This is a genomic window from Crystallibacter permensis (genome assembly GCF_025960875.1).
GTDB lineage: Bacteria > Actinomycetota > Actinomycetes > Actinomycetales > Micrococcaceae > Crystallibacter > Crystallibacter permensis.
This window is the reverse complement of the sequence record NZ_JAODLR010000004.1, coordinates 198,596-221,862: the sequence shown is the minus strand read 5'-3', so window position 1 is coordinate 221,862 and position 23,267 is coordinate 198,596. Positions and strand designations below refer to the sequence as shown.

Annotated in this window: 19 protein-coding genes; 11 read left to right on the top strand and 8 right to left on the bottom strand. The window is 66.0% G+C overall.

The genetic code is table 11. The features are described from left to right. Positions 1 to 23 precede the first annotated feature (23 nt). Positions 24 to 1,559, top strand: a complete 1,536-nt coding sequence (locus B0G38_RS06885) for an FAD-dependent oxidoreductase (protein ID WP_264668739.1) — start codon at positions 24 to 26, stop codon at positions 1,557 to 1,559. On the opposite strand, the gene B0G38_RS06880 is transcribed toward B0G38_RS06885, so the two are convergent. Beyond that, positions 1,556 to 2,989 carry a PucR family transcriptional regulator gene (locus B0G38_RS06880; protein WP_264668738.1) on the bottom strand — a complete coding sequence of 478 codons (1,434 nt, stop codon included), beginning with the start codon at positions 2,987 to 2,989 and terminating at the stop codon, positions 1,556 to 1,558. The genes B0G38_RS06885 and B0G38_RS06880 overlap by 4 nt on opposite strands. Before the next feature lie 193 nt (positions 2,990 to 3,182). On the opposite strand from B0G38_RS06880, the gene B0G38_RS06875 reads away from it, so the two are divergent. The 5 genes from B0G38_RS06875 to B0G38_RS06855 all read left to right on the top strand — a co-directional run bounded on the left by B0G38_RS06875 (position 3,183) and on the right by B0G38_RS06855 (position 9,010). Next, positions 3,183 to 4,754: a sodium-dependent transporter gene (locus B0G38_RS06875; RefSeq protein WP_264668737.1), complete on the top strand. Its 1,572-nt coding sequence runs from the start codon at positions 3,183 to 3,185 to the stop codon at positions 4,752 to 4,754. Further along, positions 4,751 to 4,888 (top strand): methionine/alanine import family NSS transporter small subunit, encoded by a 138-nt coding sequence (locus B0G38_RS06870; protein WP_169993406.1) that lies wholly within the window; start codon positions 4,751 to 4,753, stop codon positions 4,886 to 4,888. The genes B0G38_RS06875 and B0G38_RS06870 overlap by 4 nt, the downstream gene beginning before the upstream one ends. Positions 4,889 to 5,115: 227 nt before the next feature. Continuing rightward, entirely contained in the window at positions 5,116 to 6,546 is a 1,431-nt protein-coding gene (locus B0G38_RS06865) for an aminobutyraldehyde dehydrogenase (protein WP_264668736.1), read from the top strand. A 45-nt stretch (positions 6,547 to 6,591) separates the two neighbouring features. Further along, positions 6,592 to 7,971, top strand: coding sequence for a 4-aminobutyrate--2-oxoglutarate transaminase (gene gabT / locus B0G38_RS06860; protein WP_169993402.1), 1,380 nt, complete (start codon positions 6,592 to 6,594; stop codon positions 7,969 to 7,971). Positions 7,972 to 8,131: 160 nt separating this feature from the next. After that, the gene (locus B0G38_RS06855; protein WP_264668735.1) at positions 8,132 to 9,010 is read left to right on the top strand and encodes a universal stress protein; all 879 of its coding nucleotides are present in this window, start codon (positions 8,132 to 8,134) and stop codon (positions 9,008 to 9,010) included. Between the two features lie 5 nt (positions 9,011 to 9,015). Here the strand turns inward: B0G38_RS06855 and rarD are convergent, their stop codons facing one another. The 7 genes from rarD to B0G38_RS06820 all read right to left on the bottom strand — a co-directional run bounded on the left by rarD (position 9,016) and on the right by B0G38_RS06820 (position 18,249). Continuing rightward, the gene (gene rarD, locus B0G38_RS06850; RefSeq protein WP_264668734.1) at positions 9,016 to 10,050 is read right to left on the bottom strand and encodes an EamA family transporter RarD; all 1,035 of its coding nucleotides are present in this window, start codon (positions 10,048 to 10,050) and stop codon (positions 9,016 to 9,018) included. Positions 10,051 to 10,111: 61 nt separating this feature from the next. After that, entirely contained in the window at positions 10,112 to 11,110 is a 999-nt protein-coding gene (locus B0G38_RS06845) for a DUF6177 family protein (RefSeq protein ID WP_264668733.1), read from the bottom strand. Continuing rightward, complete coding sequence (locus B0G38_RS06840) at positions 11,107 to 11,526, bottom strand: hypothetical protein (RefSeq protein ID WP_264668732.1); 420 nt, start codon at positions 11,524 to 11,526, stop codon at positions 11,107 to 11,109. Before B0G38_RS06840 ends, B0G38_RS06845 begins: the two co-directional genes overlap by 4 nt. Next, on the bottom strand, positions 11,516 to 15,541 hold the full coding sequence (eccCa, locus tag B0G38_RS06835; RefSeq protein ID WP_264668731.1) for a type VII secretion protein EccCa: 4,026 nt from the start codon (positions 15,539 to 15,541) through the stop codon (positions 11,516 to 11,518). The genes B0G38_RS06840 and eccCa overlap by 11 nt, the downstream gene beginning before the upstream one ends. 1 nt (position 15,542) lies before the next feature. Continuing rightward, complete coding sequence (locus B0G38_RS06830; protein WP_264668730.1) at positions 15,543 to 16,535, bottom strand: ParA family protein; 993 nt, start codon at positions 16,533 to 16,535, stop codon at positions 15,543 to 15,545. 73 nt (positions 16,536 to 16,608) lie between these two features. Beyond that, positions 16,609 to 17,937: a type VII secretion integral membrane protein EccD gene (gene eccD / locus B0G38_RS06825; protein WP_264668729.1), complete on the bottom strand. Its 1,329-nt coding sequence runs from the start codon at positions 17,935 to 17,937 to the stop codon at positions 16,609 to 16,611. A gap of 3 nt (positions 17,938 to 17,940) precedes the next feature. After that, a complete protein-coding gene (locus B0G38_RS06820) occupies positions 17,941 to 18,249 on the bottom strand; it encodes a hypothetical protein (RefSeq protein ID WP_264668728.1) in 309 nt (102 codons plus the stop codon). A 295-nt stretch (positions 18,250 to 18,544) separates the two neighbouring features. On the opposite strand from B0G38_RS06820, the gene B0G38_RS06815 reads away from it, so the two are divergent. The 5 genes from B0G38_RS06815 to B0G38_RS06795 all read left to right on the top strand — a co-directional run bounded on the left by B0G38_RS06815 (position 18,545) and on the right by B0G38_RS06795 (position 23,254). Then, positions 18,545 to 18,880, top strand: coding sequence for a hypothetical protein (locus B0G38_RS06815; protein WP_264668727.1), 336 nt, complete (start codon positions 18,545 to 18,547; stop codon positions 18,878 to 18,880). A gap of 81 nt (positions 18,881 to 18,961) precedes the next feature. Continuing rightward, a complete protein-coding gene (locus tag B0G38_RS06810) occupies positions 18,962 to 19,267 on the top strand; it encodes a pore-forming ESAT-6 family protein (protein WP_074701193.1) in 306 nt (101 codons plus the stop codon). A gap of 75 nt (positions 19,268 to 19,342) precedes the next feature. Further along, a complete protein-coding gene (locus tag B0G38_RS06805) occupies positions 19,343 to 19,723 on the top strand; it encodes a DUF6507 family protein (protein ID WP_264668726.1) in 381 nt (126 codons plus the stop codon). A 65-nt stretch (positions 19,724 to 19,788) separates the two neighbouring features. Next, on the top strand, positions 19,789 to 22,722 hold the full coding sequence (locus B0G38_RS06800; RefSeq protein ID WP_264668725.1) for a glycohydrolase toxin TNT-related protein: 2,934 nt from the start codon (positions 19,789 to 19,791) through the stop codon (positions 22,720 to 22,722). A 7-nt stretch (positions 22,723 to 22,729) separates the two neighbouring features. Beyond that, on the top strand, positions 22,730 to 23,254 hold the full coding sequence (locus B0G38_RS06795; protein ID WP_264668724.1) for a hypothetical protein: 525 nt from the start codon (positions 22,730 to 22,732) through the stop codon (positions 23,252 to 23,254). Positions 23,255 to 23,267 lie beyond the last annotated feature (13 nt).

The window sequence follows — 23,267 nt, the reverse complement described above, 5'->3', positions numbered from 1 at the left end:
AATTCCCCGAAAGGAACACACCAATGACCACGTCCCCCCTTGCCTCGCCCCAGTCAGGCGCAGGAAAGTCATCCGAGCCGGAGGCTGCACTGGCTCCTCAGTCCGACGGCGCCAGGCCGCTTCGCGTCGCCGTCGTTGGTTCCGGTCCTGCCGGTGTTTATGCCGCCGATATCCTGACGAAAAGCGAAGAGGTGGCCTCCGGCGCGGTGCGGGTCAGCATCGACCTGTTCGACCGCTACCCGGCCCCGTACGGCCTGATCCGCTACGGCGTTGCGCCGGATCATCCACGTATCAAGGGGATAGTGACCGCGCTGCACAAGGTGCTGGACCGCGGCGACATCCGGTTCTTCGGCAACGTAGACTACGGTACCGATCTGTCCCTGGCCGACCTGCGCGAACACTACGATGCCGTCATCTTCGCCACCGGGGCCATTAAGGACGCGGATCTGAACATCCCCGGCGTCGAACTTGAGGGCTCCTTTGGCGGGGCGGACTTCGTTTCCTGGTACGACGGCCACCCGGACGTGCCCCGCGAGTGGCCGCTGGAGGCCAAGGAAATCGCGGTGATCGGCAACGGCAACGTGGCCCTCGATGTTGCCCGCGTGCTGTCCAAGCATGCCGATGACCTGCTGGCCACCGAGATCCCGGACAACGTTTACCGGGGCCTGAAGAATTCGCCCGTTACCGACGTCCACGTGTTCGGGCGACGCGGTCCGGCGCAGGTGAAGTTCACCCCGCTGGAGCTGCGCGAGCTGTCCCACTCCAAGGATGTGGACATCGTGCTGTATCCGGAGGACTTTGACTTTGACGAAGGCTCGGACGAGCAAATCCGCTCCAACAACCAGACCAAGACCATGGTCAACACGCTGACCAACTGGCTCGTGGAGGAGCAGGACACCGGAGCCTCACGCCGGCTGCACCTGCATTTCCTGCACACGCCGGTGGAAATCATCGGGGGCAGCGGGGAAGCGGCGGGCCGGACCGCGGGCATCCGTTTCGAGCGCACCGAGCTCGACGGCAGCGGCAACGTGCGCGGCACCGGAGAGTTCATCGACTATCCCGTCCAGGCCGTGTACCGGGCGGTGGGCTACTTCGGATCCGCGCTGCCCGACATCGAATTCGACCACCAGCGCGGTGTGGTCCCGAACGACGGCGGCAAAGTGCTGGATGCTGACGGGAATCAGGTACCGGGGCTGTATGCCACCGGCTGGATCAAGCGCGGCCCGGTGGGCCTGATCGGACACACCAAGGGCGACGCGCTGGAGACCGTCACCCACCTGCTGGCGGACCGGACCGGATTGCCCGCTGCCCCACAGCCGGACGAAGCCGCGATCCTGGAACTGCTCGGGGACCGCGGGGTGGAGTACACCACGTGGGACGGCTGGCTGGCGCTGGACGCGCACGAGCGGGCGCTGGGCGCCGAAGCAACGGAATCGGGCCCGGTGGCGCGCGAACGGGTCAAGGTAGTCCCGCGGGAGGACATGGTCCGGATCTCGCGATCAGAGGAGGCCGTCGCAGTCGGGGGAGTGGCCGCAGCAGCCGGCACGGACCGCAGCTAGGAGGAACCGGACTCGGCCGCGAGCCGGCGCACGGTCAGGGCCAGCCAGAGATGGACCCGGTCCGCCGTGGACGCCGGGTCGTAACCGGTCAGCTCGATGATCTGGGCCAGCCGGTACCGCACGGAGTTGCGGTGTAACCCGAGAGTCTCGGCGACCGCGGCCACGGAACCGTTCAGTTCCAGATAGGTTTCCAGCGTGGACATCAGCTGGGCATCGTGGGCCGCGTCGAACTCGGACAGCGGATCCAGCGCCTCGGCGGCGAGGTCGGCCAGCGGCACGTCTTCGGAGGCCATCAGCAGCGAGGTCAGCGACAGCCGCTGCGGCACGTTCAGGCGCGCACCGTGGGTGAGGGCTTCCTTCGCCTCGAAGTAGCTCCAGCGCAGGCCGTTGGGCTGGGCATAACTGCCGCCCACGCCCACGGTGGCGGTGAGGCCGGCGTCGTACAGATAACTGCTGAGTTCCTCGCCGAGCCGCTCGCCGGACTCGGCGTCCTGGACCACCAGGACCAGCCGGTCATCGACGAGTCCGGTAGCGGTCCCTTCGAAGGCGGCGGGCAGCGGCAAGGTCCGCAGGGCGGGGCGCTGCCCGGTGGCGGTCTGGACCAGCATGACCAGCTGGCGCCGTGCGGTGTCGACGCCGATGGTGTTCAGCCTCAGGGTCGCATCCTGGCCGTGCAGGGTGCCGCGGACAATATCCTGCAGGATCTGTCCGGCGGCATTGCGCTGGGCCGTCCGGTGCTTGGCCTGGTTGCTCAGTTCCAGGCTGATCATGCTCTGCGCATAGTCGATGATGGCATTGCGTTCGTACGGCTCCGCCAACGCGAGCGTGCACCGGTCCTTCAGGCCGGTGGCAATGGGCACCTTGTTCCAGCTGCCGGTGGTGCCGGCTCCGGTGCTGAAGAGGACGGCCCCATACTGCGAAAGTTCGACGTCGGTACCCACCATTCCGGCCAGGGTGCGCAACAGCGCCGGCAGGCCGCCACCCCCCAGCAGCGAGGCCGAGAGGGCCTGATGGTCGGAGAGCAGCCGCTCAAGTTTGCGGTAGTGGTCGGCCGAGATCGCATCGGCCACCATCCGGCTGATCGCGACGAACGGCGTTTCGTACGGGATTTCGAACACCGGCAGGTTCAGTTCGTCCGCCTGGTTCAGAAACGCCGGCGGAACTTTGCTGTGCGAGAGGCCCAAGGCGAAGCCGATGGCAACGACACCGGCCTCGTGGACACGCGCGACGAAGCGCCGTTGCGCGGCAGCGGTCTTCTGGCGCAGCCCGGTTGTCAGCACCACCTCGCCGCCGCTGAGGAACGGCAGCGGGTCTTCCAATTCGGTAGTCGCCACCCAGGTGATGGCAGCATCGGGATTGCCGGTCGCCTTCCCCACGACGCGCAGGTGCAGGGACTTCTTGGCCAGAAGACTGGCGAGGGATACAGCCATAGGGTCACTATACGGGTATTCATTGTGCAGCTGCACTACAAGAGCTTGACTGCGCGACGGGAAAAACGAAGACTTTCAGAGCTGACAGGGATAACGGTTTGTGCGTTGACCAGCGGGGTGCTGTTCCTCGCGCATGGGGCCGGGTCTATGATGGGCGAAATCAGTCATTTTGCAATCGTTAAGAGGTCCTAGCATGAGCAATCTGCCGCACCCGAAAGGGGCGCCGCCGGCCAAGCCGCCGCGCGAGATGTGGTCCACCCGTAAAGTCTTCATTCTCGCCGCCATCGGTTCCGCCGTCGGCCTGGGCAATATCTGGCGCTTTCCCTACGTCGCCTATGAGAACGGCGGCGGGGCGTTCATCATCCCGTATCTGGTTGCACTTCTGACGGCCGGCATCCCGCTGCTGTTCCTCGATTATGCAGTGGGGCACCGCCACCGGGGCTCCGCGCCGCTGGCTTACCGGCGCCTGACGCCGAAAGCCGAAGGACTCGGCTGGTGGCAGGTCGCCATCTGCTTCATCATTTCCATCTACTACGCGGTGATCATCGCGTGGGCCGGCATGTACATGATCTTCTCGTTCACCGAGGCCTGGGGTGATGATCCGCAGGGGTTCTTCCTCGGGGAATTCCTTGAGGTCAGCGAGAACGTCAACATCGGCTTCGACTTCGTGCCCAATGTGCTCATTCCGCTGGTCATTGTCTGGGCCTTGGTGCTGCTGGTCCTGGCGGCCGGCGTCCAGAAAGGCATCGGCCGGGCCAACATCATCTTCCTTCCGCTGCTGTTGGTAATGTTCCTGATCCTGGTGGTCCAGTCGCTGTTCCTGCCTGGTGCGGCCGACGGGCTGGACGCTCTGTTCACCCCGGATTGGGGTGCGCTGACAAACACCGGAGTCTGGGCGGCGGCCTATGGCCAGATCTTCTTCTCGCTGTCCGTGGCCTTCGGCATCATGGTCACGTACGCGTCCTACCTCAAGCGCAAGACGGACCTGACCGGCTCGGGCTTTGTGGTGGCCTTCGCTAACTCCGGTTTCGAGATCCTGGCCGGCATCGGCGTCTTTGCCGCCGTCGGTTTCATGGCCTTCACCGCGGGCGCAGAGGTTGGCGATGTCGCCGGAGCCGGCGGCATCGGCCTGGCCTTCATCGCCTTCCCGACCATCATCTCCGAGGCCCCGCTGGGCGCGCTGCTCGGCGTCCTCTTCTTCGGATCGCTGGTCTTCGCCGGCTTCACCTCGCTGATCAGCATCATCGAGGTGATCATCTCGGCTGTGCAGGACAAGCTGGGCATGGGACGGGTGAAGACCACGTGGATCGTCGGTATCCCGCTGGCACTGATCTCGATCCTGCTGTTCCCGACCACCACCGGACTGAATCTCCTGGATGTCACGGACGCCTTCGTCAACAACTTCGGCATCATGGCGTGTGCGTTGGTCACGGTGCTGCTGCTGACGTACGCCTTCCGGAAGCTGCCGCTGCTGGGCGGGCACGTCAGCGACGTGTCCTCGATCAAGCTCGGGCTTGGCTGGCGGATCCTTGTGGGCATCCTGTCGCCGATCGTCCTGGGCTACATCCTGATCAGCGAACTGATCAAGAAAATCCAGGAAGGCTACGGGGAGATGCCAACGTGGTTTGTGGGCGTCTTTGGCTGGGGCATGGTGGTGGCGCTGATCGTGGTTGCCCTGGTCCTGTCCCTCATTCCGTGGAGCAGCAAATCCGCGGCCAACGATCCTGTGCTGGATGCGCCGAATAAGAAAGAGGTAAGCAAATGAGCACCGCGGCCATCGTCATGCTGATCATTTCCATCCTGACTGTTTGGGGAGGCCTTGGCCTCGCGCTGGTCAACCTCCAGCGGCACCCGGAAGACGACACTCGAATGCCCGAGGAGCACGCACCGGAGCTCTGATGCCCGTTCCTTCCTTCTGTCGATGCCCCGTTGCCTGCGCAGCGGGGCATCGACGCGTCCGGAGTACATGGCTGGCTGGACAAGTGCACGAACGGCAGCGCCGGTCCGTGTGCAGGAAGCTATGGCTGGGGGCCGGGCCGGGGGCATATTGTCGCAGTGTTGCGGCAATCACAGCCGCGGAACGGTTATGCGCGTTACGGCCTGAGGCCAGAAAAGGGATGTAAACCGTGGTTCAGACCCTGCAGAACTTCATCAACGGCGAATTCGTCACTCCCGCCGGAACCGAGCTGCTCGACATCATCAACCCGACCAACGGCGAAGTGGTAGCCCAGTCCCCGGTCTCGGTTGAATCCGACGTCGATGATGCGATGGCTGCGGCCGCGGCGGCGTTCAAGACCTGGAAGCACGCCACGCCCAGCCAGCGCCAGTTGCTCCTGCTCAAGCTCGCGGACGCGCTGGAAGCCCACAGCGAGGAACTGGTCGAGGCGCAGCACCGCAACACCGGCCAGGTCAGGGAAATGATTGCCTCCGAAGAGGTGGCTGCCGGTGCCGACCAGCTGCGCTTCTTCGGCGGAGCCGCACGCCTGCTCGAAGGCAAGTCCGCCGGCGAATACATGGAAGGGCACACGTCCTTTGTGCGCCGGGAACCGATCGGCGTGGTTGCGCAGGTGGCGCCGTGGAACTACCCGCTGCTGATGGCCGTCTGGAAGATCGGCCCCGCCCTGGCCGCCGGGAACACCGTGGTGCTCAAGCCTTCCGACACGACACCGGAATCCACCTTGGTGCTGGCCCGGCTGATCAAGGACATCTTCCCGGCCGGCGTCGTCAACGTGGTGCTCGGCAACGGCGGCACCGGCGCTGCCATGGTGGAACACAAGACGCCGGGCCTGGTCTCCATCACGGGCTCCGTCCGCGCGGGAATCGCCGTGGCCAGCGGAGCAGCCAAGGGCCTGAAGCGCGCACACCTGGAACTGGGCGGCAAGGCTCCGGCCATTGTCTTCGCCGACGCCGACATCAAGAAGAGCGCCGCGTCCATCGCCGAGTTCGCCTTCTTCAACGCCGGCCAGGACTGCACCGCCATTACGCGCGTGCTGGTGGAGGAATCCGCCCACGACGATCTGGTCAACGCGATGGTCGATCACACCAGGACGCTCCGGACCGGCTCCGGCAATGACGCCGAGAACTACTTCGGGCCGCTGAACAACATCAACCACTTCAATGCCGTGAACGCCGTCATGGACGCGCTACCGGAACACTGCACGGTCGCCGTCGGCGGCAAGCGTGCAGGCGACAAGGGGTTCTTCTACGAAGCGACCATCGTCACCGGGGCGAAGCAGACGGACGCTATTGTGCAGCAGGAAACCTTCGGCCCCGTCATTACCGTGCAGAAGTTCGGTACGGAGGCCGAGGCCGTGGAGATGGCCAACGACGTCGAATACGCCTTGGCCTCCAGTGTCTGGACCCGCGACCATGGCACGGCCATGCGCGTCTCCCGCGACCTGGACTTCGGCGCTGTCTGGATCAACACCCACATCCTGCTCACGGCAGAGATGCCGCACGGCGGATTCAAGCAGTCCGGCTACGGCAAGGACCTGTCCATGTACGGCGTCGAAGACTACACCCGCATCAAGCACGTCATGAGCGCCCTGGACGCTTAAGCACCAAACAAACCTACGTACCTGAACCAGTTGAAAGGCAAAGAAATGACCACTCAGGCTACCGAGCCCCAGTTCCGGCTCGAGCAGAAGCGCAAAATCCTCGGCGACTTCCCCGGACCCAAGTCCGTTGAACTCGCAGCCCGCCGTGCGAAGGTTGTCGCCGGCGGCGTCGCCTCCAGCGTGCCGGTCTACGTGGCCGACGCCGACGGCGGTATCGTCCAGGACGTCGACGGCAACTCCTTCATCGACCTGGGCTCGGGTATCGCCGTGACCAGTGTCGGTGCGTCCGATCCCGCCGTCGTCGGCGCGGTCAAGGAACAGGTGGAGCACTTCACCCACACCTGCTTCATGGTCAGCCCGTACGAGGGTTACATTGCGGTTGCCGAGCAGCTGAACGAGCTGACCCCGGGCGACCACGACAAGCGTACCGTGCTGTTCAACTCCGGCGCCGAAGCCGTTGAAAACGCCGTCAAGGTGGCACGCATCGCTACCGGGCGCACCGCCGTCGTCGCCTTTGACCACGCCTATCATGGCCGCACCAACCTCACCATGGGGCTGACGGCGAAGGCCATGCCGTACAAGTCCAGCCCTGCCGGCAGCTTCGGCCCGTTTGCACCGGAAATCTACCGCGTGCCGATGAGCTACCCGTTCCGCGAGGAAGCCGACATCAAGGGCGAGGACGCGGCCCGCCGCGCGATCACCATGATCGAGAAGCAGATCGGCGCCGAAAACGTCGCCGCGATCCTGATCGAGCCGATCCAGGGCGAGGGCGGCTTCATCGTCCCGGCCGAGGGCTTTCTGCCGGCCCTGGCCGCATGGGCCAAGGACAAGGGCGTGGTCTTCATCGCGGACGAGGTCCAGGCCGGCTTCTGCCGCACCGGTGAATGGTTCGCCTCCGACCACGAGGGCATTGTGCCGGACATCATCACCATGGCCAAGGGCATCGCCGGCGGCATGCCGCTGTCCGCGATCACCGGGCGCGCGGAGCTGATGGACGCTGTCCACGCCGGCGGACTGGGCGGCACCTACGGCGGCAACCCCGTGGCCTGCGCCGCCGCGCTGGCCGCCATCGAAACCATGAAGGAGCAGGACCTGAACGCCCGGGCCCGCTCGATCGAGTCCCAGGTGCGGGCCCGGCTGGAGAAGCTGGCGGCCGAGGTGGATATCATCGGCGAGGTGCGTGGCCGCGGAGCCATGCTGGCGCTGGAATTCGTGCAGCCGGGTACCGCCGGCACCACCAAGGATCCGAACGCCGAGGCGACCAAGGCGATTTCCGCCGCCTGCCTGAAGGAAGGCGTCATCATCCTGACCTGCGGCACCTACGGCAACGTGGTCCGTCTCCTGCCGCCGCTGGTCATCGGCGACGACCTGCTGTCGGATGCCCTCGACGTGCTCGAAGGTGCCATCCGCGCAGCCGCTGCCTGACGGTCCAGCGTATTTATCCGAGGGGACAGGATCCGGCCTTCGCCGGGCACTGTCCCCTCGGCGCTTCCGGAAACCGGCTGGTGAAATGTGTCCTGCCTCACGGTAGAGTCGCCTCATAATGCTCATGCGGTAACCGCCGCGGCGGTGGAGGGTGGAACGGATGCGATATGTCGTGGGGTACCAGCCGGATGACCGGGGAGCCGATGCCATCGCGCTGGCGGTAGCCATTGCGCGGGCGCAGGGGACCGGGCTGGACATCGTCTACGTTGTGCCGGAGAACGCGCCCTATGTAGCCGTCAATCCGCAGGGCAAGCGCATCAGCGCCGGCGAACAGGAGGTCCTGACCGCGCGCCGCGAAGCGCTGAAACTGGTGCCTTCGGATATCGACGCCGAATTCCGGGTGGTGGACTCGGATTCTTTCGCCGAAGGCCTGATCGAAACGGCCACTGCGCAGTCGGCAGCGCTGATCGTCATCGGTGCCGCTTCCAACGGGTTGTTCAAGCGGTTCTCGGTAGGCAGCGTTGCGAACGCCTTGCTGCACGCCTCACCGGTGCCTGTGGCCCTTGCGCCGCGCGGCTACCAGCGGAAGGGGCCGCTGACCCGGCTCACGGCCTTCATTGGCGAGCGGCAGGGCGCGCAGATGGCACGGGATGTGGCACTGCGGGCCGCGGGCCGCCGTGGCCTGCCGCTGCGGCTGGTCTCGCTCGTGGCACTGGACACGCAGGAACGCTCGGACTCCGGCGAGGCGATCCACCAGGCGCATCTGCATGCCAATTCGGTGCTGGCGGAAGCCGCCACCACCGCGCTGGACGGAACCGCAACCGTCACGGTGGCGCACGGACGAAGCATTGAAGAGGCCATCGACAGCCTGGACTGGGACGACGGCGAACTCGTGATCATCGGTTCCAGCCGGCTCGCCCAGCACAACCGGCTGTTCCTGGGCAGCACGGCGCTGAAGGTGCTACGGGCGCTGCCAGTGCCTATGGTCGTGGTCCCGCGCGAAGGCGTTCACGGGCTGGATGCGCCCGGCCACGTTTGACCGGTTCAGGCGGCAACGGGTTGAGACAGCTTGCGGTAGGAAGCGAACATGTCCGTGGTCAGGATGATCAGGGACAGCCAGATCAGGCCGAACCCGATCCACCGTTCCAGCGGCATCGGCTCGTTGAAGACGGCCAACGCGATGATGAACTGGATCAACGGGGCCAGATACTGCAGCATGCCCACCATGCTCAGCGGCAGGCGCCGGGCCGCAGCTCCGAAGAACAGCAAGGGCAGTGCCGTGATGAGTCCGCCGGCTGCCATCAACCAGAAGTGCCCGGGCCCGTTGTCGAGCAGGGTTGCCTGCCCCTGGACCATGAGCACCGCCATCACTGCCCCGGCGAGGGGAGTCAGCACCAAGGTCTCCACGCTCAGGCTTGAGACGGCGTCCACCTTGGTACCGACGTTCTTCTTGACCAGACCGTAGAAGCCGAAGCTGAAGGCCAGGACCAGCGACAGCCAGGGCACGTTGCCGTAACCGAAAGCCAGCACCAGGACGGCGATGAACGCCACGGCCAGGGCCACCCATTGGGTCCGCCGGAGCCGTTCCTTCAGGATGAGCACCCCAAGCAGGACGGAAATCAGCGGGTTGATGAAGTAGCCGAGCGAGGCCTCCACCGTACGTTCGCTGAGTACGGCGACGGTGTAGGTCAGCCAGTTGACAGCGATGAGCGCGGCTGCCAGCGAAAGCGTGCCCAGGGTGCGCTTGTCCGTCAGTGCGGCCTTGAACGGGCGCCAGCTGCGCATGGCCGTCATCAGCAGCACGCAGAACAACAGCGACCAGACTACCCGGTTGGCCACGATCTCCAGCGGACCGGCCGGTTCCAGGATGGCGAAGTAGAGCGGCAGGATGCCCCACAGCCCGTAAGCAGCCAGCCCGAAGAGCAGGCCCGTGCTGTGTTCGCTGCGCGGTTTCCTGCCTTTGGTGCCGGCTCCTACTGCATCCGTCTCCGCCGCGGCGTCCAGATCCGGGGCGACGGCAGTTAGCTGCTGGCGGGGAGGGGAGGCGGGATCGCCGTCGTTAGTTGACACAGAGCCCATAACATCACCGGCAGGCTCGGTATTCCAACCCATCGTCTGGTGGGCTCATGCGGCGGTGGCCTCAGCCGGGCAGCTGGCCGGAAAGTTTGCCCGTGAGTTCTGCCCAGGCCTCAAGCGGGTGTTTCCCGCCGGGGGCAGGTTCCTGCGCGTAGTTCACGGCCAGGGACTCCACCGGCGGAACCCCGATCAGCCGAGCGCGCGGCCCCGCGGCTGCCAGCGCCTGCTGTGCGCCGTAGTCCCGCAGCGTCTCGGAGCCGAAGAACGCACAGGCCGGAACGGACATCCCGGTGAAACGCGCCGGGCGGGCAAGATTGCTGAAGCCCACGGCATGGCCCAGGACGGCGGTGCGGGCGTGGCTGCGGTGCATCCGCGCGGCAAAGGCGTCCAGCTGGTCCGGGTCCAGCGGATCCGCGCTTTCCGCCAGGAGTTCCACGCTTTCGTGCACCCCGGCCGCGGATCGTTCCACCGTAACGACGGCGATCGCAGCTGCCGCCGTCCCCACCCGCGGCTGCCCCACGGCGGCCAGCACCGAGGTTTCCGGTGCCCGGTCATAGCAGTGGGCCGTGATCGCTGCGGTGTCCCAGGGTTCGCTGACCGGTTCGGCACGGCCCCATCCGACGGGCGGGTGGCCGGTGAGTTCGGTGAACAGCTGCGCGGTGAAGTCCCCGATGCGGGTGCCCAGGCTCGCCGGGTGCATAGTCTCGGCCCGGACATGGAGCAGGCCGCCGGGCGTGCGCGGGGTCAGCAGGAAGTCCTCGGCGAGTTCGTCGAGCGGTTCGAAAACCTCGCCGTTCCAGGTGTGGACCCGGCCGGTGAAGCCGTCATAGAACGTGCCGTCCGCACTGGTGGCCAACCATTGGCAGCCCGGCTCCGAGAGCAGCATGCTCAAGGGCAGGCTGATCGCGGCAGTACCCGGTGTCAGCACGGCGAAGCGCCGTCCGTCTTCCTGGGCGGCCGCATGCGACTTGGCGATCCAGGGCGAGAGGTAGGTGACGGGTTTGTCCTGGAAAAGGACGCCCGTGGCGGGGCTGCTGAAATCGAAAGCGGAGGCGTGGCTCACGGCTGCACCTGCCCGGGAACGACGACGGCGCCCTCGCACCGGCGGGCGAGGGCATGGCAGAGGGCGTCCGCCCTGGCCGTGGCTTCGGGAAGCCCGCCGCGGACGTGGACGTCCTGCCACCAGAGCGGTTCGGCGGCGGGATCTCCGGTACCGGGGGTGAAGACGGCCGGCACCCGGACGCCGGGCACCGCGGAGACTTCCGCTCCGGCGAGCAGCCGCTGCACCTCCTGCGGGACCCGGACCAGGCGCGGCAGCTCGAGCACCAGCTCGACCTCGCCGTCGTCGGTGAAGAGTTCCAGCAGGGAGTTCTCCGCGGTTTCCCTGACATTGAGTTCCGGCACGGTGGCGACCATGGCCTCGACCACGGTGCGCTGGTCCGGTTCCCGCAGGCTGATGACGGTCCAGTCACTGCTCATCGGTGTCGGCCTCCGTTGCGTTGTAGTAGAGCTGGACGGTGTTCACGGGCTTGCCCGACTGCACCAGCTGCGCCCGGCCTGGCGGCAGCGCCCGGGCGCGAATGCCGTTGAGCAGCGCGCCCTCGCCACGGTCGCCCGACATCAGGAGGCCGGTGCTGCCCGAATCGCGCAGCGACATAAAGAAGGCCTCGTACATGCCGCGGCTGGCCCCGCGCACCCGGCGCGAGAGCACCGCGTGCAGGCCGATCTCCGGGCCCAGTGGCAGGTACGGTGTCAGCCGGCTCAAGGGGGAGGATCCGCCCGCAGTGAGAATGTCGTAGTCGTCGATGATGAGCACAACGCGCGGAGGATTCCCGCCGTTGTTGGCACCGCCGTCGTTGTTTGCATTGACGCGTTTGTCCAGTTCCGATGCCACGGCCCCGGCCAGCTGTTCGGCCAGCGCGGGGCTGGTGGCATAGCCGCCCAGGTACTCCTCGGGCACCTCGTCGGCGAGGCCGCGCCGGGGGTCGAAGACCGCGAAGACCAGGTTGTCCGGCGTATGCTGCTCGGCCAACCGCCGGATCACCGAGCGCATGACGTTGGTCTTGCCGGCGCCGTCGTCGCCGAGGACCACCAGGTGCCGGTCCTTGACGTGCATGTCCAGGTGCTCGGTGCCCAGATCCGTCTCGCGCAGGCCCAGCGGGACACGGCCAGGCCGCGCCGGGGTGACGGCCGTTTCCGCCCCGACCAGCGGCGGCAGGACGCGGACCTGCATGGCCCGGTCATTGGTGGAGGCCGCGACGGCGGCAACCAGGTCCCGCATGCCCTGGACCGCGGTGTCAGGATCCGGCTCGGAGTCGATCCGGGGCAGGGCGATGTGGCCGATGAGCTTCTGCTCCATCAGGCCGCGGCCCGGCCGGTCCGCGCTGATGGATTCGGCGAGTTTGCGGCCGAAGTTTGATTCCGCCGGATCGCCCAGGCGCAGTTCGATCCGGTTGCCGAAGAAGCTCTGCTGGGCAATGCGGACCTCGTTGGTGCGGGTGGAGGTCACAATTGTGTGGATGCCGTAGCCGCCGCCGCGGGAGATGATTGAGTGGACCTTCTTTTCGACGTCGTCGAACTCGTCGCTGAGCTGGCCGTAGCCGTCCAGCACCAGCACGATGTCCGCGCTGGCGAGTTCCGGAATCATGCCTTGGGCGCACATCCGGCGCAGCGTCTGCAGCGAATCGATCTGGTACCGCTCGAACAACTGCTCGCGGGCATCCAGCATGGCCGCGATCTCCTCGATGGTGCGGCGCACCACTTCGCGGTTGGTGCGCACCGCCACGCCGCCCACGTGCGGCAGTCCCTCCAGCGGCAACAGGCCGCTGCCCAGAAGATCGACGGCGTAGATGCCCACCTCGGAGGGGCTGTGCGTGAGGGCCAGGCTGCAGACAATGGTCCGCAGGGCCGTGCTCTTGCCCGACTGGGGACCGCCGACAATGATGGCGTTGCCGCCGGCATTGTTCAGGTCCAGTTCCCACAGGCCCTGCCACTGCTTGGCCGGATCATCCAGCAGGCCGATGGGGACACGCAGGTTGCCGCCCTTGGCCAGCCGGATGCCCTGGCTGGTGGCGGCGACGGAGCCGGCCGCGGTGTCCAGCGCGATGCCCTTCGGCAGCGGCGGCAGCCAGATGGGCTGGACCGAGCGCGGGAAAGTGCGCAGGGTTTCCATCAGCGTGGACATGACGGTGGGCCCGGTGGTCCGCTGCGAGGCCTTGGTCCGCAGCCCCGACTTTGCCGGCTTGCTGCCGGCCGCACCTGCTGCGGCGTCTTCGAGAACGGCGGCGTAGCGCGGGACAGCCAGCACCAGCTCCTCGGACTCTTCCTGTTCCTCTTCCGGTTCCTCCACCTCTACGGGGCCGGAAACATAGCCCGATTTGAACCGTGTGTAGGTGGTGGTGTCCACCTTCAGGTAGCCGAAACCGGGGACCGGTGGCAGATGGAAGGCATCCGGGGTATCCAGCACCGTGCGGGACTCGGATTCGGAGAGGGTGCGCAGGCCGATCCGGTAGGAGAGGTAGGTGTCCAGGCCGCGCAGCTTGCCGCCCTCGATCCGCTGGCTGCTCAGCAGCAGGTGCACGCCGATGGACCGGCCGATGCGGCCGATGGAGAGAAACAGTTCGATGAAGTCCGGCCGCGCGGTCAGCAGTTCGCCGAACTCGTCGATAATGACCACAAGATGCGGCAGCGGGTCCATTTCTTCGCCCCGGGCCAGCCGTTCCTGGCGGTGCAGCTGGTAGTCGGTGATGTTGGCGATGTTGCCGGCGGCCTTGAGCAGTTCCTGCCGACGGAGGATTTCGCCGTTCAGGCTGGCGTAGACGCGCTCGATCAGCGTCAGGTCATCCGAAAGGTTGGTGATGATGCCGGTGACCTGCGGGGCACCCTCGAACGGGGCGAAGGTGGCGCCGCCCTTGAAGTCCACCAGCACCATCGCCAGCACATCGGGGGAGTGGGTGGCCAGCAGCCCGAGCACCAGGCTGCGCAACATCTCCGACTTGCCCGAACCCGTAGCCCCCACGCACAAACCGTGCGGGCCCATGCCGAACTGGGCGGATTCCTTCAGGTCAAGCATGGTGGGCTTGCCCCGGTCATCCGGACCGAGCGGGACCCGCAGGAAGTCGATCTCGCTGCGAGGCTGCCACAGCCTGCGGATGTCCGCGGCGTCCAGCCGGGGGGAGAGGCCCAGCATCTCCAGGTAACCTACGGAACTCTCGGCGCTGTTGTGCTCAAGCGAGTCCGCCGAGAGCCGCATCGGCGCCAGTTCGCGGGCCAGCGACTCCGCGGTGGCCAGCGGCAGCTCGTCCAGCAGCCCTTCCTCGATCACCGGGTCAACCGGATCCTCGCGGTAGTTCTGGCTCAGGAAGCTGCGCGGGCCGGCGAGCGTCTCGCTGATCCGGATGCTCACCTCGCCGGGTTCATGCCGGCGGTCGTCGGTGAGGTAGATGACCGTGGCGCCCAGCTGGCCGGGGGAGGACAGCTTGTCCGGCAGCGCCAGTTCCTGCGGCGGCTCGCCGTAGGTGTCGGCGATGATCAGCAGCCGCGGCATGGAGTTGCCCACGCCGGCCTTCAGATAGTTCTTGCGCGCTTCGGCGGCGATGGTGGAGCGGTTCTGCAGGTCGTCCTTGAGCAGGTCGGAGAGGGAATCGAGCGAGGGCGCCAGCCGGAGGACGGGTCCGGTGCGGTGCGTCCGCGACTGGTCCGCCAGATGCGGCAGCCACGTAGCCCAGGCCCAGTCGTCGTACCGGTCCTCCGGGACGGACAGGGCGATGTGCAGATCCTCCGGGGAGTGGAACGCGGCGGCCTCTACCAGTAGGTTCCGGCAGACGGCCAGGGCGAACTCGCGTGAACCGACCAGGCTGACGTTCCCGGCCGAGTCCAGTGGAATGGTCAGCGGCAGCTCGGGGGAGGCCTCGAAGCGCTGGCGCAGGATCTGCAGTTCGGTGGTCATGAACTGGTCCGTCTGCTGCAGACCGGAAGTGGAGTCGTTGACCCTGATCTCCCGGTTCCGCCGCTCGCCGCTGCCGATCCGCACATCCAGGAAGTCCTCGTTGCGCCGGCGGCGTTCCCAGATCCGTTTGGGATTGCGGATGATGTCGAACAAGGCCGACGGCGGGGGGCTGCTCACGCGGGCCACCTTGATGGCGCGCTGCTCATCGGTGCGCAGCTCGGTCCGCGCGCGCTCCAGATACTCCAGGTAGTGCTCGCGTTGGTCGCGGCTCTGCCGGGCCTGCTTGCCTTTTTGGCTGACCATCATGGCGATGGAAGCCAGGATGGTCACGATCATCATCAAGGCACCGACGGCGGCCAGGGACGATCCCCGGAAGAGCATCATGACCGTCATGGACGCGCCCGCACCGAGCAGCGGCACCAGCGACATCATGTTCATGCCGCTGCGGCCCTCGTTCACGGGCGGCGGCGCATCCAGGGCGTAGGGTTCCACGGTGCGCGCCGGCGGTGTGGTCCGGGCCGGGCGGTGGATCAGTTTGACGCTCATATCACCGGTTCCCGTTGGCTGCGTGCAGCGCCGTGGATGCGAGCGTGGTGGCATCCAGCCGGGTCTGCGGTGCCAGCAGGCCAAGGTCGATTTCGACGCCGGCGGCCAGATGCCGGTCGTAGGGCAGGGCGAGCACGTCCAGGCCTTCGCGGCTGAGCCGGACCGCCTCCTTGACCGGGTCCAGCGGGGCGTCGGAATCGGTGCTGGTCACTACGGTCAGCAAGGGCAGCGCGTGGGTGGCCGGATCCTGCCGCCAGGCCCGGGCGTAGCTGAGCGCGTCGTTGACCCCGGACACGGTGGCCGGGACCACTTGCACCACGGCGTGCGAGGACTTGATGGCCCACACGCTGTCCGGATGGCTGATGCCGGTGGGACAGTCGAGCAGCGTGATCGGGAAGTAGCGGCTGACGGCAGTCAGGGCGTTCCCCAGCGCCGGGTACTCCGCGCGCGGCTGCCACAGCCGGACGCCGGTGGCGTAAAGATTGGCCCCGGCAGCCCCCATCCGGCCGGCCAGCTCGGCATGGCTCGCAGGGGTTCCACTCACGACGGCGGAGGCCAGCTCGTCGACGGACGGCGCCTGTTCGAGGCCAAGACGCAGCGTCAGGGAGCCGAGCCCAGGATCGTTGTCCACGGCGGCCACAGAGTCCTGGCGCATGGCGGCAAACACGGAGGCGAGCAGCGCCGTCGTCGTTGTTTTGCCGGCACCGCCACGCGAACTGATGACGGCGATGCGGCGGCCGGTGGTGACCGATTCCTGAGCTCCGGCGGCGGCCGCGCTGAGCCGCTGCGGATAGTCGTCGGAGCGGAAGAGGCTGGTGAGCTGGCGCAGAACACGGGCGCCGGCGGGCAGTCCCTGGCGGGTGCGCAGGCGGCGGCGGAAGGTGTCGGTGGAGGTTTCGAAGCCGCCGAACCCGCTTTCTGCGGTGGCGTGTGCGGCCTGTGCTTCGCGCCGGGTCTGCGGCGCCGGCTGGGGAGTCCACGGATCGTACGTCACTGGGGCTTCCTTCCCAAGGAGCGGGGTCGTGCTGGGGTTGCGGGCCGGCCTGCGGTCGCGGTGCGCGCCGGACTCATGAGCCGAAGCTGGTCAGCAGCTGGGCGAAGAGTCCGAACAGCCCGAGGATCAGCGGCACGGCGGCCAGGATGGCGATGGTCTCGATCTTGTTCCCGGCCAGCCGCAGGCGCGCGGCGGTGTGCGCCGGCAGGCTCAGCGTGAGGACAGATCCGATGGCCAGCGCCGTCACCAGCAGGAGCAGGCCCACCAGCCATTCGGAGCCGTTCAGCAGCCGCAGGGCGGACAGCGCCAGCCCAGCGACTCCCACTGAGGCGGCGATGTAGAGCGAGACCCGCTCGGCGGCCAGCGGAAAGGAACGCGCACGCAGGCTTGCGGCGAGGACCAGTGCTGCCAGCAGCGGCAGCGTCCACGCCTGCTGGGCCGAGTCCGTGCCCAGGATCCACAGCGCCGCGGCGATGGACAGCGCCGTCAGCACAGTGCCCAGCGCCAGGGTCCGGTGCGCGGCGCGGATGGCGTCCAGCGCATCGGCACGCCGGATGGAGCCACCCTGGGAACGCTGGTCATCCAGGGTGGCCAGGCCGGAGACGGACAGGGCGATCTTCGGCGTCAGGCCCAACAACACAATGCTGATGGCCCCGGAGATGGCTGCTGCCCGGACCGGATCACCGGAGAAAAACCCGCACGCGGCCCAGATAACGGTCAGGGCGGCCAGCGTTCCCGCCGCACCGAACATGGCCTTGGACCGGCCCAGCACTGCCCCGACGGCGGCAAAGGCCGCAGTAGAGAGCAGCGCAAGAACAAGCAGCTTCAGCTCAATACCGAAGTCCAGATGCAGGACGGAGCCGAGCCCGAAGAGCCAGCCGGTGCCAGCCAGCGTCAGTCCCACGTTCCTGCGCTGCTGCATCCCGAACATAGCGGACCCGGCCAGCAGGACAACGGCGACCGCCAGCAGGATCCACCAGCTGCTGCCGCCCGCGAACGAGCCCAGCAGAATTTCCGCGGCGCCCCAGCTGCCCAGTGCTGCGAAGGCACCCGCCATTAGGTGGCGGAAGCGCTCGTCCCAGCGCCCGCCCACCGCCTCTGTTTCTTCGACCACCGTATCCGTGACGTCATAGACGACGGCGGGCGGCGGAGCATCGGAGGCGTTGAACAAGGTGAGCTTGCCGCCGTCGCTGACACCGGCGTCGGACAAGGTCAGCTGGTCGGCCAAAGGTTCGCCGGAGGCCTGGACCAGCACCTTGGCCGCGACCTCGTCACGCGGTGAATCCGCCATCAGGTCGAGGATCTGCGGCATCAGGGTACCTACCGGCTGGTCCGCCGGCAGCAGCAGATCCAGGTGCCGGCTTTCGCCGATCAGCGTGACGCGGGTAAAAGCGAGGGGCATCGGTCAGGCTCCAGGACGTAGGTTTTCGAGGGGCAGCGCCCCGTGCTGGGGATCTTCATGCAGCTGCACCCAGGCCGAGGCCGAGCGTTCCTGCTGCTTCTGCCGCTGTTCGGCCAGCAAGTTGCTGACGAAGGAGTAGCCCACGCAGATTGCGGCGATGAGTGCGGCCAATGCAATGCTGAACAGGAACAGCCTCAAGCTATCCATCCAGCGGCGCTGGTTCGGATTCCCGCCGTACAACAGCGCAGAGGTCAGCCGGTTGCGCCGGACCACCACAGACTCGATGAGCTGACTGTCGTAGTCGTTGGCCATGCAGGCACTCCTCTTCTGGCGTCGGTTTCGTGTGGCGGGCGGTGCTCGTCGGCTCTGCGGCCCGGCAACGCGTATCCATCATGTCATCCCGAAACCGCCAAAAGGCCGGATGACCGGCCGAGTGGGGAGTTCTACCCATGCTGAACGGTTGCGACGGATGTGGCATGTGGGATTCTATTGAGTTAACCGGTTACCGCAGACCCCTTACAGTCTCCAAAGCTTCTGCTGGTAATTCTTGCGAAACGATCAACCAGTACAGACGAGAGCGCAGCCGAGCGCCATAAAGGTGGTAATGATGAAATTTGATATGGGCTCACAGACCCTGTCGCAGCTGACCTCGCAGACCGGAGGCTCCAACGAGGACATGGGCCAGCTGGTCCGGAACCTGGTTGACGCGGTGGCGCCGCTTGAAGGCAAGTTCAACGGCCAGGCCCGCGTAAAGTTCGACGAGTTCAAGGCCCGCGCCGATGAAATCGCCAACAACCTCAATGGTGCGCTCGCCGCGATCCTCACCGGCCAGAGCGAAATGGACCTGGCGTTCCACACCGGCGACCAGGAGTCGGCCGACAACGCCTCGCAGCAGCAGGGCACCGCGAATTTCGACGCCGCCAACTTCAGTTCTTCGCGCTAGTCGCTCCGGCCCCCAGCAGCGGCCATCCCTGAAAGATTTCATTTCCCCGGCACCACCGCCGGATCTCCGAAAGGAACAGCTATGTCCCAGGACCGTCTTACTTACGACACTGACATCTCCGCCCAGGTACAGGGCGAAATCCAGTCCATCGTCGGCCGGCTCGAGAGCCTGATCGCCGAGCGCGACAAGGCCGTTGCCGCCGCCATGTCGGATTACCAGGCCGACGGCGTCTCCGAGGAGTACCAGGGCGTGGAATCCCGCTGGAAGAACGCGGCCGGCGAGGTCAAGGAAATCATCCGCCTGGTCCGGAACACCCTTGAGCAGAATGACCAGACCGCGGCGAACACGGGTGCCCGCGCCCGTGCCGCCGTCCAGAACATCGGCTAACCAGCCGGATAGGGCAGCGCCGAAACCCCGGCGCTGCATTTCGTACGGATCAGGCACGCCAGGCATGGAGGAAAGATGGCAGCGGACTGGGACATTGAATCGGCGACAATCCAATCCATCATCGGCAAAGTGCAGACGCAGACGGAGAAGTACGCGGACCTGTTTGTGGAGTTCGGCGCGGAAGTGAGTTCCATCATGGAAGCCTCGAAGTCGCAGATCATCGGCGAGGCGCTGGTCGGATTGTCCGAAGAGAAGCTGCAAGCAGCCATGACGCAGGTCCAGGGCCGCAGTGTCCAGGCCCTCAACTCCACATCTACCGCGGTCAACGCCATCATCACCGGTGACCAGACGATGGAACAGAACGTCCGGGCGGCCCAGGACACTGCCAACGACGAATACATACCCGAGCCCGCGCCTGCGCCGCACCGGAACGGACCGGTTCCCCAAGCGGTCTGAACGACTTTTGCACCGCCGCCGCACATTCACTCATTCACTCACTCGCACACATGAGGTATTGAACCATGGGCTGGAATCCCTCTGAGTTTCCGCCGTTGCCGGACGGCGATGTGCTGGAACAGCACGCCGGCAAGCTGCGGACCAAGGCAGAAGGCATTCAGTCGGCGGCCGAGGAATCGCACACGCTGTGGGCCGGCATGTCCACCGCGTACAAGGGCCCGGGGGACTGGCAGGTCCACACTGCCTTCAACAAGGTGGCCTCCGAGGCGGACGTTGTCCTGGAGGACGCGAACGCCGTCACGGCTGCCATCGACACCTTCGCCGAGTGGGCCAGGGAAGCCAAGCGGCGCTTCAACGCCCTCTACGCCGACTGGCTCGCGGTGCAGTCCCGGATCGACGACGGCGGCGATGACTGGCGTGAGGACCAGGACCTGGTCAATGACGACAACAACATCCTCAAGTCCGCCGACGCGTTGCTGGCCGAACATATGGAGGCGGAACGCACGTGCGCGACGGCGATCTCCGGTCTCTTCGATGGGCCATCGTATGTCGTAACAACGCAGGATGGGCCGGGAGCCAACCAGGTCGCCTACGGGTATACCGCTGACCAACTCGACGCCGCGGCGGCGGAAGGGAACATTCCCTGGGGCCAGCCCACCGAGTGGGACAAGCCCTGGTACCGCGACGCGCTCGACGGCGTGGTGTCCTTCGGCAAGGGTGTCTGGAGCGGCATTACCGGTACGGTGACCGGTCTGTGGAACATGGTGAACTTCACGGACATGGAGACCTTCTCCGCGACGTGGAAGGGCATTGGCACGCTGGCACTGGACGTGGCCATTGTTGCCAGCCCGGTTGCCCAGGTCGCCCTGCGCGCCACCGGAAACAAACACATCGTGGACCAGTCGGCGGAGCGGCTGGTGGCCGTGGGCAAGGCCGCCGTTCATTGGGATGACTGGAAGCGCGATCCTGCCTATGCTGCCGGCGCGTCTGCTTTCGATCTGGCTTCCATCCTGCTCACGGCCGGCGGCGGCGCCGTGGCCAAGACGGGGTCCGTGGCCTCGGCCGTGACCCGGGTCGGCAGCACCGGCAGCCGCGTGGCCAGCGTCGTGAACGCCACCGGACTGACAAAGATCGCCGGCTACACCGGCCGGGTCATCGACCTGGGCAGCGCGCTGAAGATCAACACGGTCAACTTCGCCACGGATACCGCCCGTGTCACCCTCGGGCGGGTGGCACCTGCCGCCGTCCGCGTGGACAACTTCATTAACGACGTCGGCACCTCACTTTCCGGTCCGCGTCCGGCCTACGCCGGGGTTCCCACCGGCAACGGTCCGGGCCCGGTTAGCACGCGCATCGACAACCTGATCAACCGCTTCGATGCCGAAGGCCCCGCTAGCCCCACCCGCGGAACCATTCCGGAGACGGCACCAGCCCGCGGAACCAGCGGTGACACCACGGCGCGTCCTTCCGGCCCGGCCAGCCACGATAGCCCTCAGCCATCCGGCTCTCCTGCGACGCGGGGGGCAGTGCCTTCCAGCCGGAACGCGTTCGACGTCGACGGTCAACGTATCAATGATCGTTTTCGCCACCCTGAAGCTCCCGAGCGCGGAACCGGACAGCCGGACGTCATCAGCGACCCGGCCCGGCATGAAAGCTACGGGCTGTCCCGTGGCGACGCTGATCTCCAAGGCCGAAGCTTGGAGAACGGAGCGCGGTATCCGGAAAGCATCAGCGACGACCTAGCCGGCATCGTGGATGAAAAGCAGCCGAAGTTCGGGGTCGACGAGAACGGCACGCCGCTGAGCGAACAGGAGTACGCGAACCGTTACGGGGAGATCAATGACTCAAGCGGCGCGCTCGAATGGGACAGCTATCCCGACAACGCGGGCGCTGTGGAAGGCACTATCCGCACCTATGATTCGCTCGATGACCTGCGCGGAGATATCGGCGAAGTGCCGCTGGACCGCATCGGTCCCAACGGCGGCGCTTACCTCGCCGTGGACGGTACTCCGTGGCATATGCGGAGCCTGCCGGTCAACACATTGGGCAAGGAGCTGCACCATTTCGACTTCAACGAACTACCCGACGGCGTCCGTATTGAAGTTTCGGAAATCGCGCCGGCATTCGGCCGTCCCGGCGGAGGCACCCAGCTGCGGTTCCTCGACGACAACGATGTCCCTGTCGGTGTAGACGAAGCCATCCGCAGAGGAGGGCTGCAGGAAACCGGTCCTCGTACCTTTGACAGGCCATGGGCTTCGAACGCGAGCAACCCTGTTGACCTCCTGCAGGAACATGGGCTCAAGGTTTCCAGCCGGGCATCTGTCCTCGACGCGGTAGCTAAAGCAGACATCGAACTCAAGCCGAACACAGTCTATGAGGTTGCCGGGCGAGGAAAGTTCTACACCAATTCATCCGGCAATATCCAGCACATAGAGGCCACGAGTGGCGAGAAGGGCGGCTGGAACCCGGAACTGAATAATCCCCGCCCGCTGGTGCGTTACCACATTGACGACAACGTGGTCATCCACACTGATGCCGGGGCCCGCCCTGTGGCGCTGCACGCTCACGACATTGAGTACTTCAGCAAAGACCAGGCCGAGAACTGGCGGCACGAATCAAACCAGCAGAAAGTCGGAAACCTGGGCGGTACGGACTACGATGGCGGCCACTTGCTGGCCGCAATGTTCGGGGGACCGGGCGAGAAGATCAATCTCATTCCCCAGCTGAACATCCAGAACCGCAATCTGGGCCTGGCCGACCTCACCTCCGTTGAGCGGAGAAAGCTCACCGGAAACGCGCGCACCTGGTATGAGACCGAACTATGGATCCGGGACAGGCTTAAAGATGTCCCGCAAGGGACCGCAAAGCCTGCGGTAACGTGGGACGTGAAGCCGGTCTACGGCTCCGGTGATCCCTCTGCAGTACCTGGCAGAGTCGAGCTGAAGGTCACTATTGACGGGCAGCAGCAGAAGTTTTACTTCCGGAATAAGAGAGGCTGATATTTCATTGGCACAGCTGATCGGCAGCGCCGAATTGGACAGGCTTAATACCCTTGCCAGAGCGAAGTATCCCCAAGCCGCAGAAATCCGCCTTGAGATCAACATGTTCGGTACCGCTTTGAGTCTGACCGAATCAGCCCTCGGGGAAGACGGCCGCTGGAAGAACACGGACTTCACGGACAAAGTTGAGTTTGACCCGCAGCTGCTGGATGACGACAAGGTGGCGAGCTACAGCAAGGGGACAGGATCTTGGTTCGAAGCCCGGCTGAGCCTGCGTCGAGATGCGGAAGCATTGTTCGAACGATTCCCGCAGGACCCGATGGACCGTATCTCGGAAGGGATCGGCATGCCTCTTTCGACGGAATCGATCCAGGACGAGCTCGTGATTTTTCCCCGGTATCGGGAGAACATTCCGTCCTGGATGGTCGATTCACTGAACGCTCAGGGGGAAGCCGTTCCGTACCTCGACCCAGCCGATGATCAGGTTGTGTTCGGCGAAGAACGCATCCCGTACGAGGATCCGAGCCTGTGAGGCGTCGATCCGT

Coding starts and splice junctions, on each gene's coding strand:
- B0G38_RS06885 (WP_264668739.1), top strand. CDS start 24: ATGACCACGTCCCCCCTTGCCTCGCCCCAGTCAGGCGCAGGAAAGTCA.
- B0G38_RS06880 (WP_264668738.1), bottom strand. CDS start 2,989: ATGGCTGTATCCCTCGCCAGTCTTCTGGCCAAGAAGTCCCTGCACCTG.
- B0G38_RS06875 (WP_264668737.1), top strand. CDS start 3,183: ATGAGCAATCTGCCGCACCCGAAAGGGGCGCCGCCGGCCAAGCCGCCG.
- B0G38_RS06870 (WP_169993406.1), top strand. CDS start 4,751: ATGAGCACCGCGGCCATCGTCATGCTGATCATTTCCATCCTGACTGTT.
- gabT (WP_169993402.1), top strand. CDS start 6,592: ATGACCACTCAGGCTACCGAGCCCCAGTTCCGGCTCGAGCAGAAGCGC.
- B0G38_RS06855 (WP_264668735.1), top strand. CDS start 8,132: ATGCGATATGTCGTGGGGTACCAGCCGGATGACCGGGGAGCCGATGCC.
- rarD (WP_264668734.1), bottom strand. CDS start 10,050: ATGGGCTCTGTGTCAACTAACGACGGCGATCCCGCCTCCCCTCCCCGC.
- B0G38_RS06840 (WP_264668732.1), bottom strand. CDS start 11,526: ATGAGCAGTGACTGGACCGTCATCAGCCTGCGGGAACCGGACCAGCGC.
- eccCa (WP_264668731.1), bottom strand. CDS start 15,541: ATGAGCGTCAAACTGATCCACCGCCCGGCCCGGACCACACCGCCGGCG.
- eccD (WP_264668729.1), bottom strand. CDS start 17,937: ATGCCCCTCGCTTTTACCCGCGTCACGCTGATCGGCGAAAGCCGGCAC.
- B0G38_RS06820 (WP_264668728.1), bottom strand. CDS start 18,249: ATGGCCAACGACTACGACAGTCAGCTCATCGAGTCTGTGGTGGTCCGG.
- B0G38_RS06815 (WP_264668727.1), top strand. CDS start 18,545: ATGAAATTTGATATGGGCTCACAGACCCTGTCGCAGCTGACCTCGCAG.
- B0G38_RS06810 (WP_074701193.1), top strand. CDS start 18,962: ATGTCCCAGGACCGTCTTACTTACGACACTGACATCTCCGCCCAGGTA.
- B0G38_RS06805 (WP_264668726.1), top strand. CDS start 19,343: ATGGCAGCGGACTGGGACATTGAATCGGCGACAATCCAATCCATCATC.
- B0G38_RS06800 (WP_264668725.1), top strand. CDS start 19,789: ATGGGCTGGAATCCCTCTGAGTTTCCGCCGTTGCCGGACGGCGATGTG.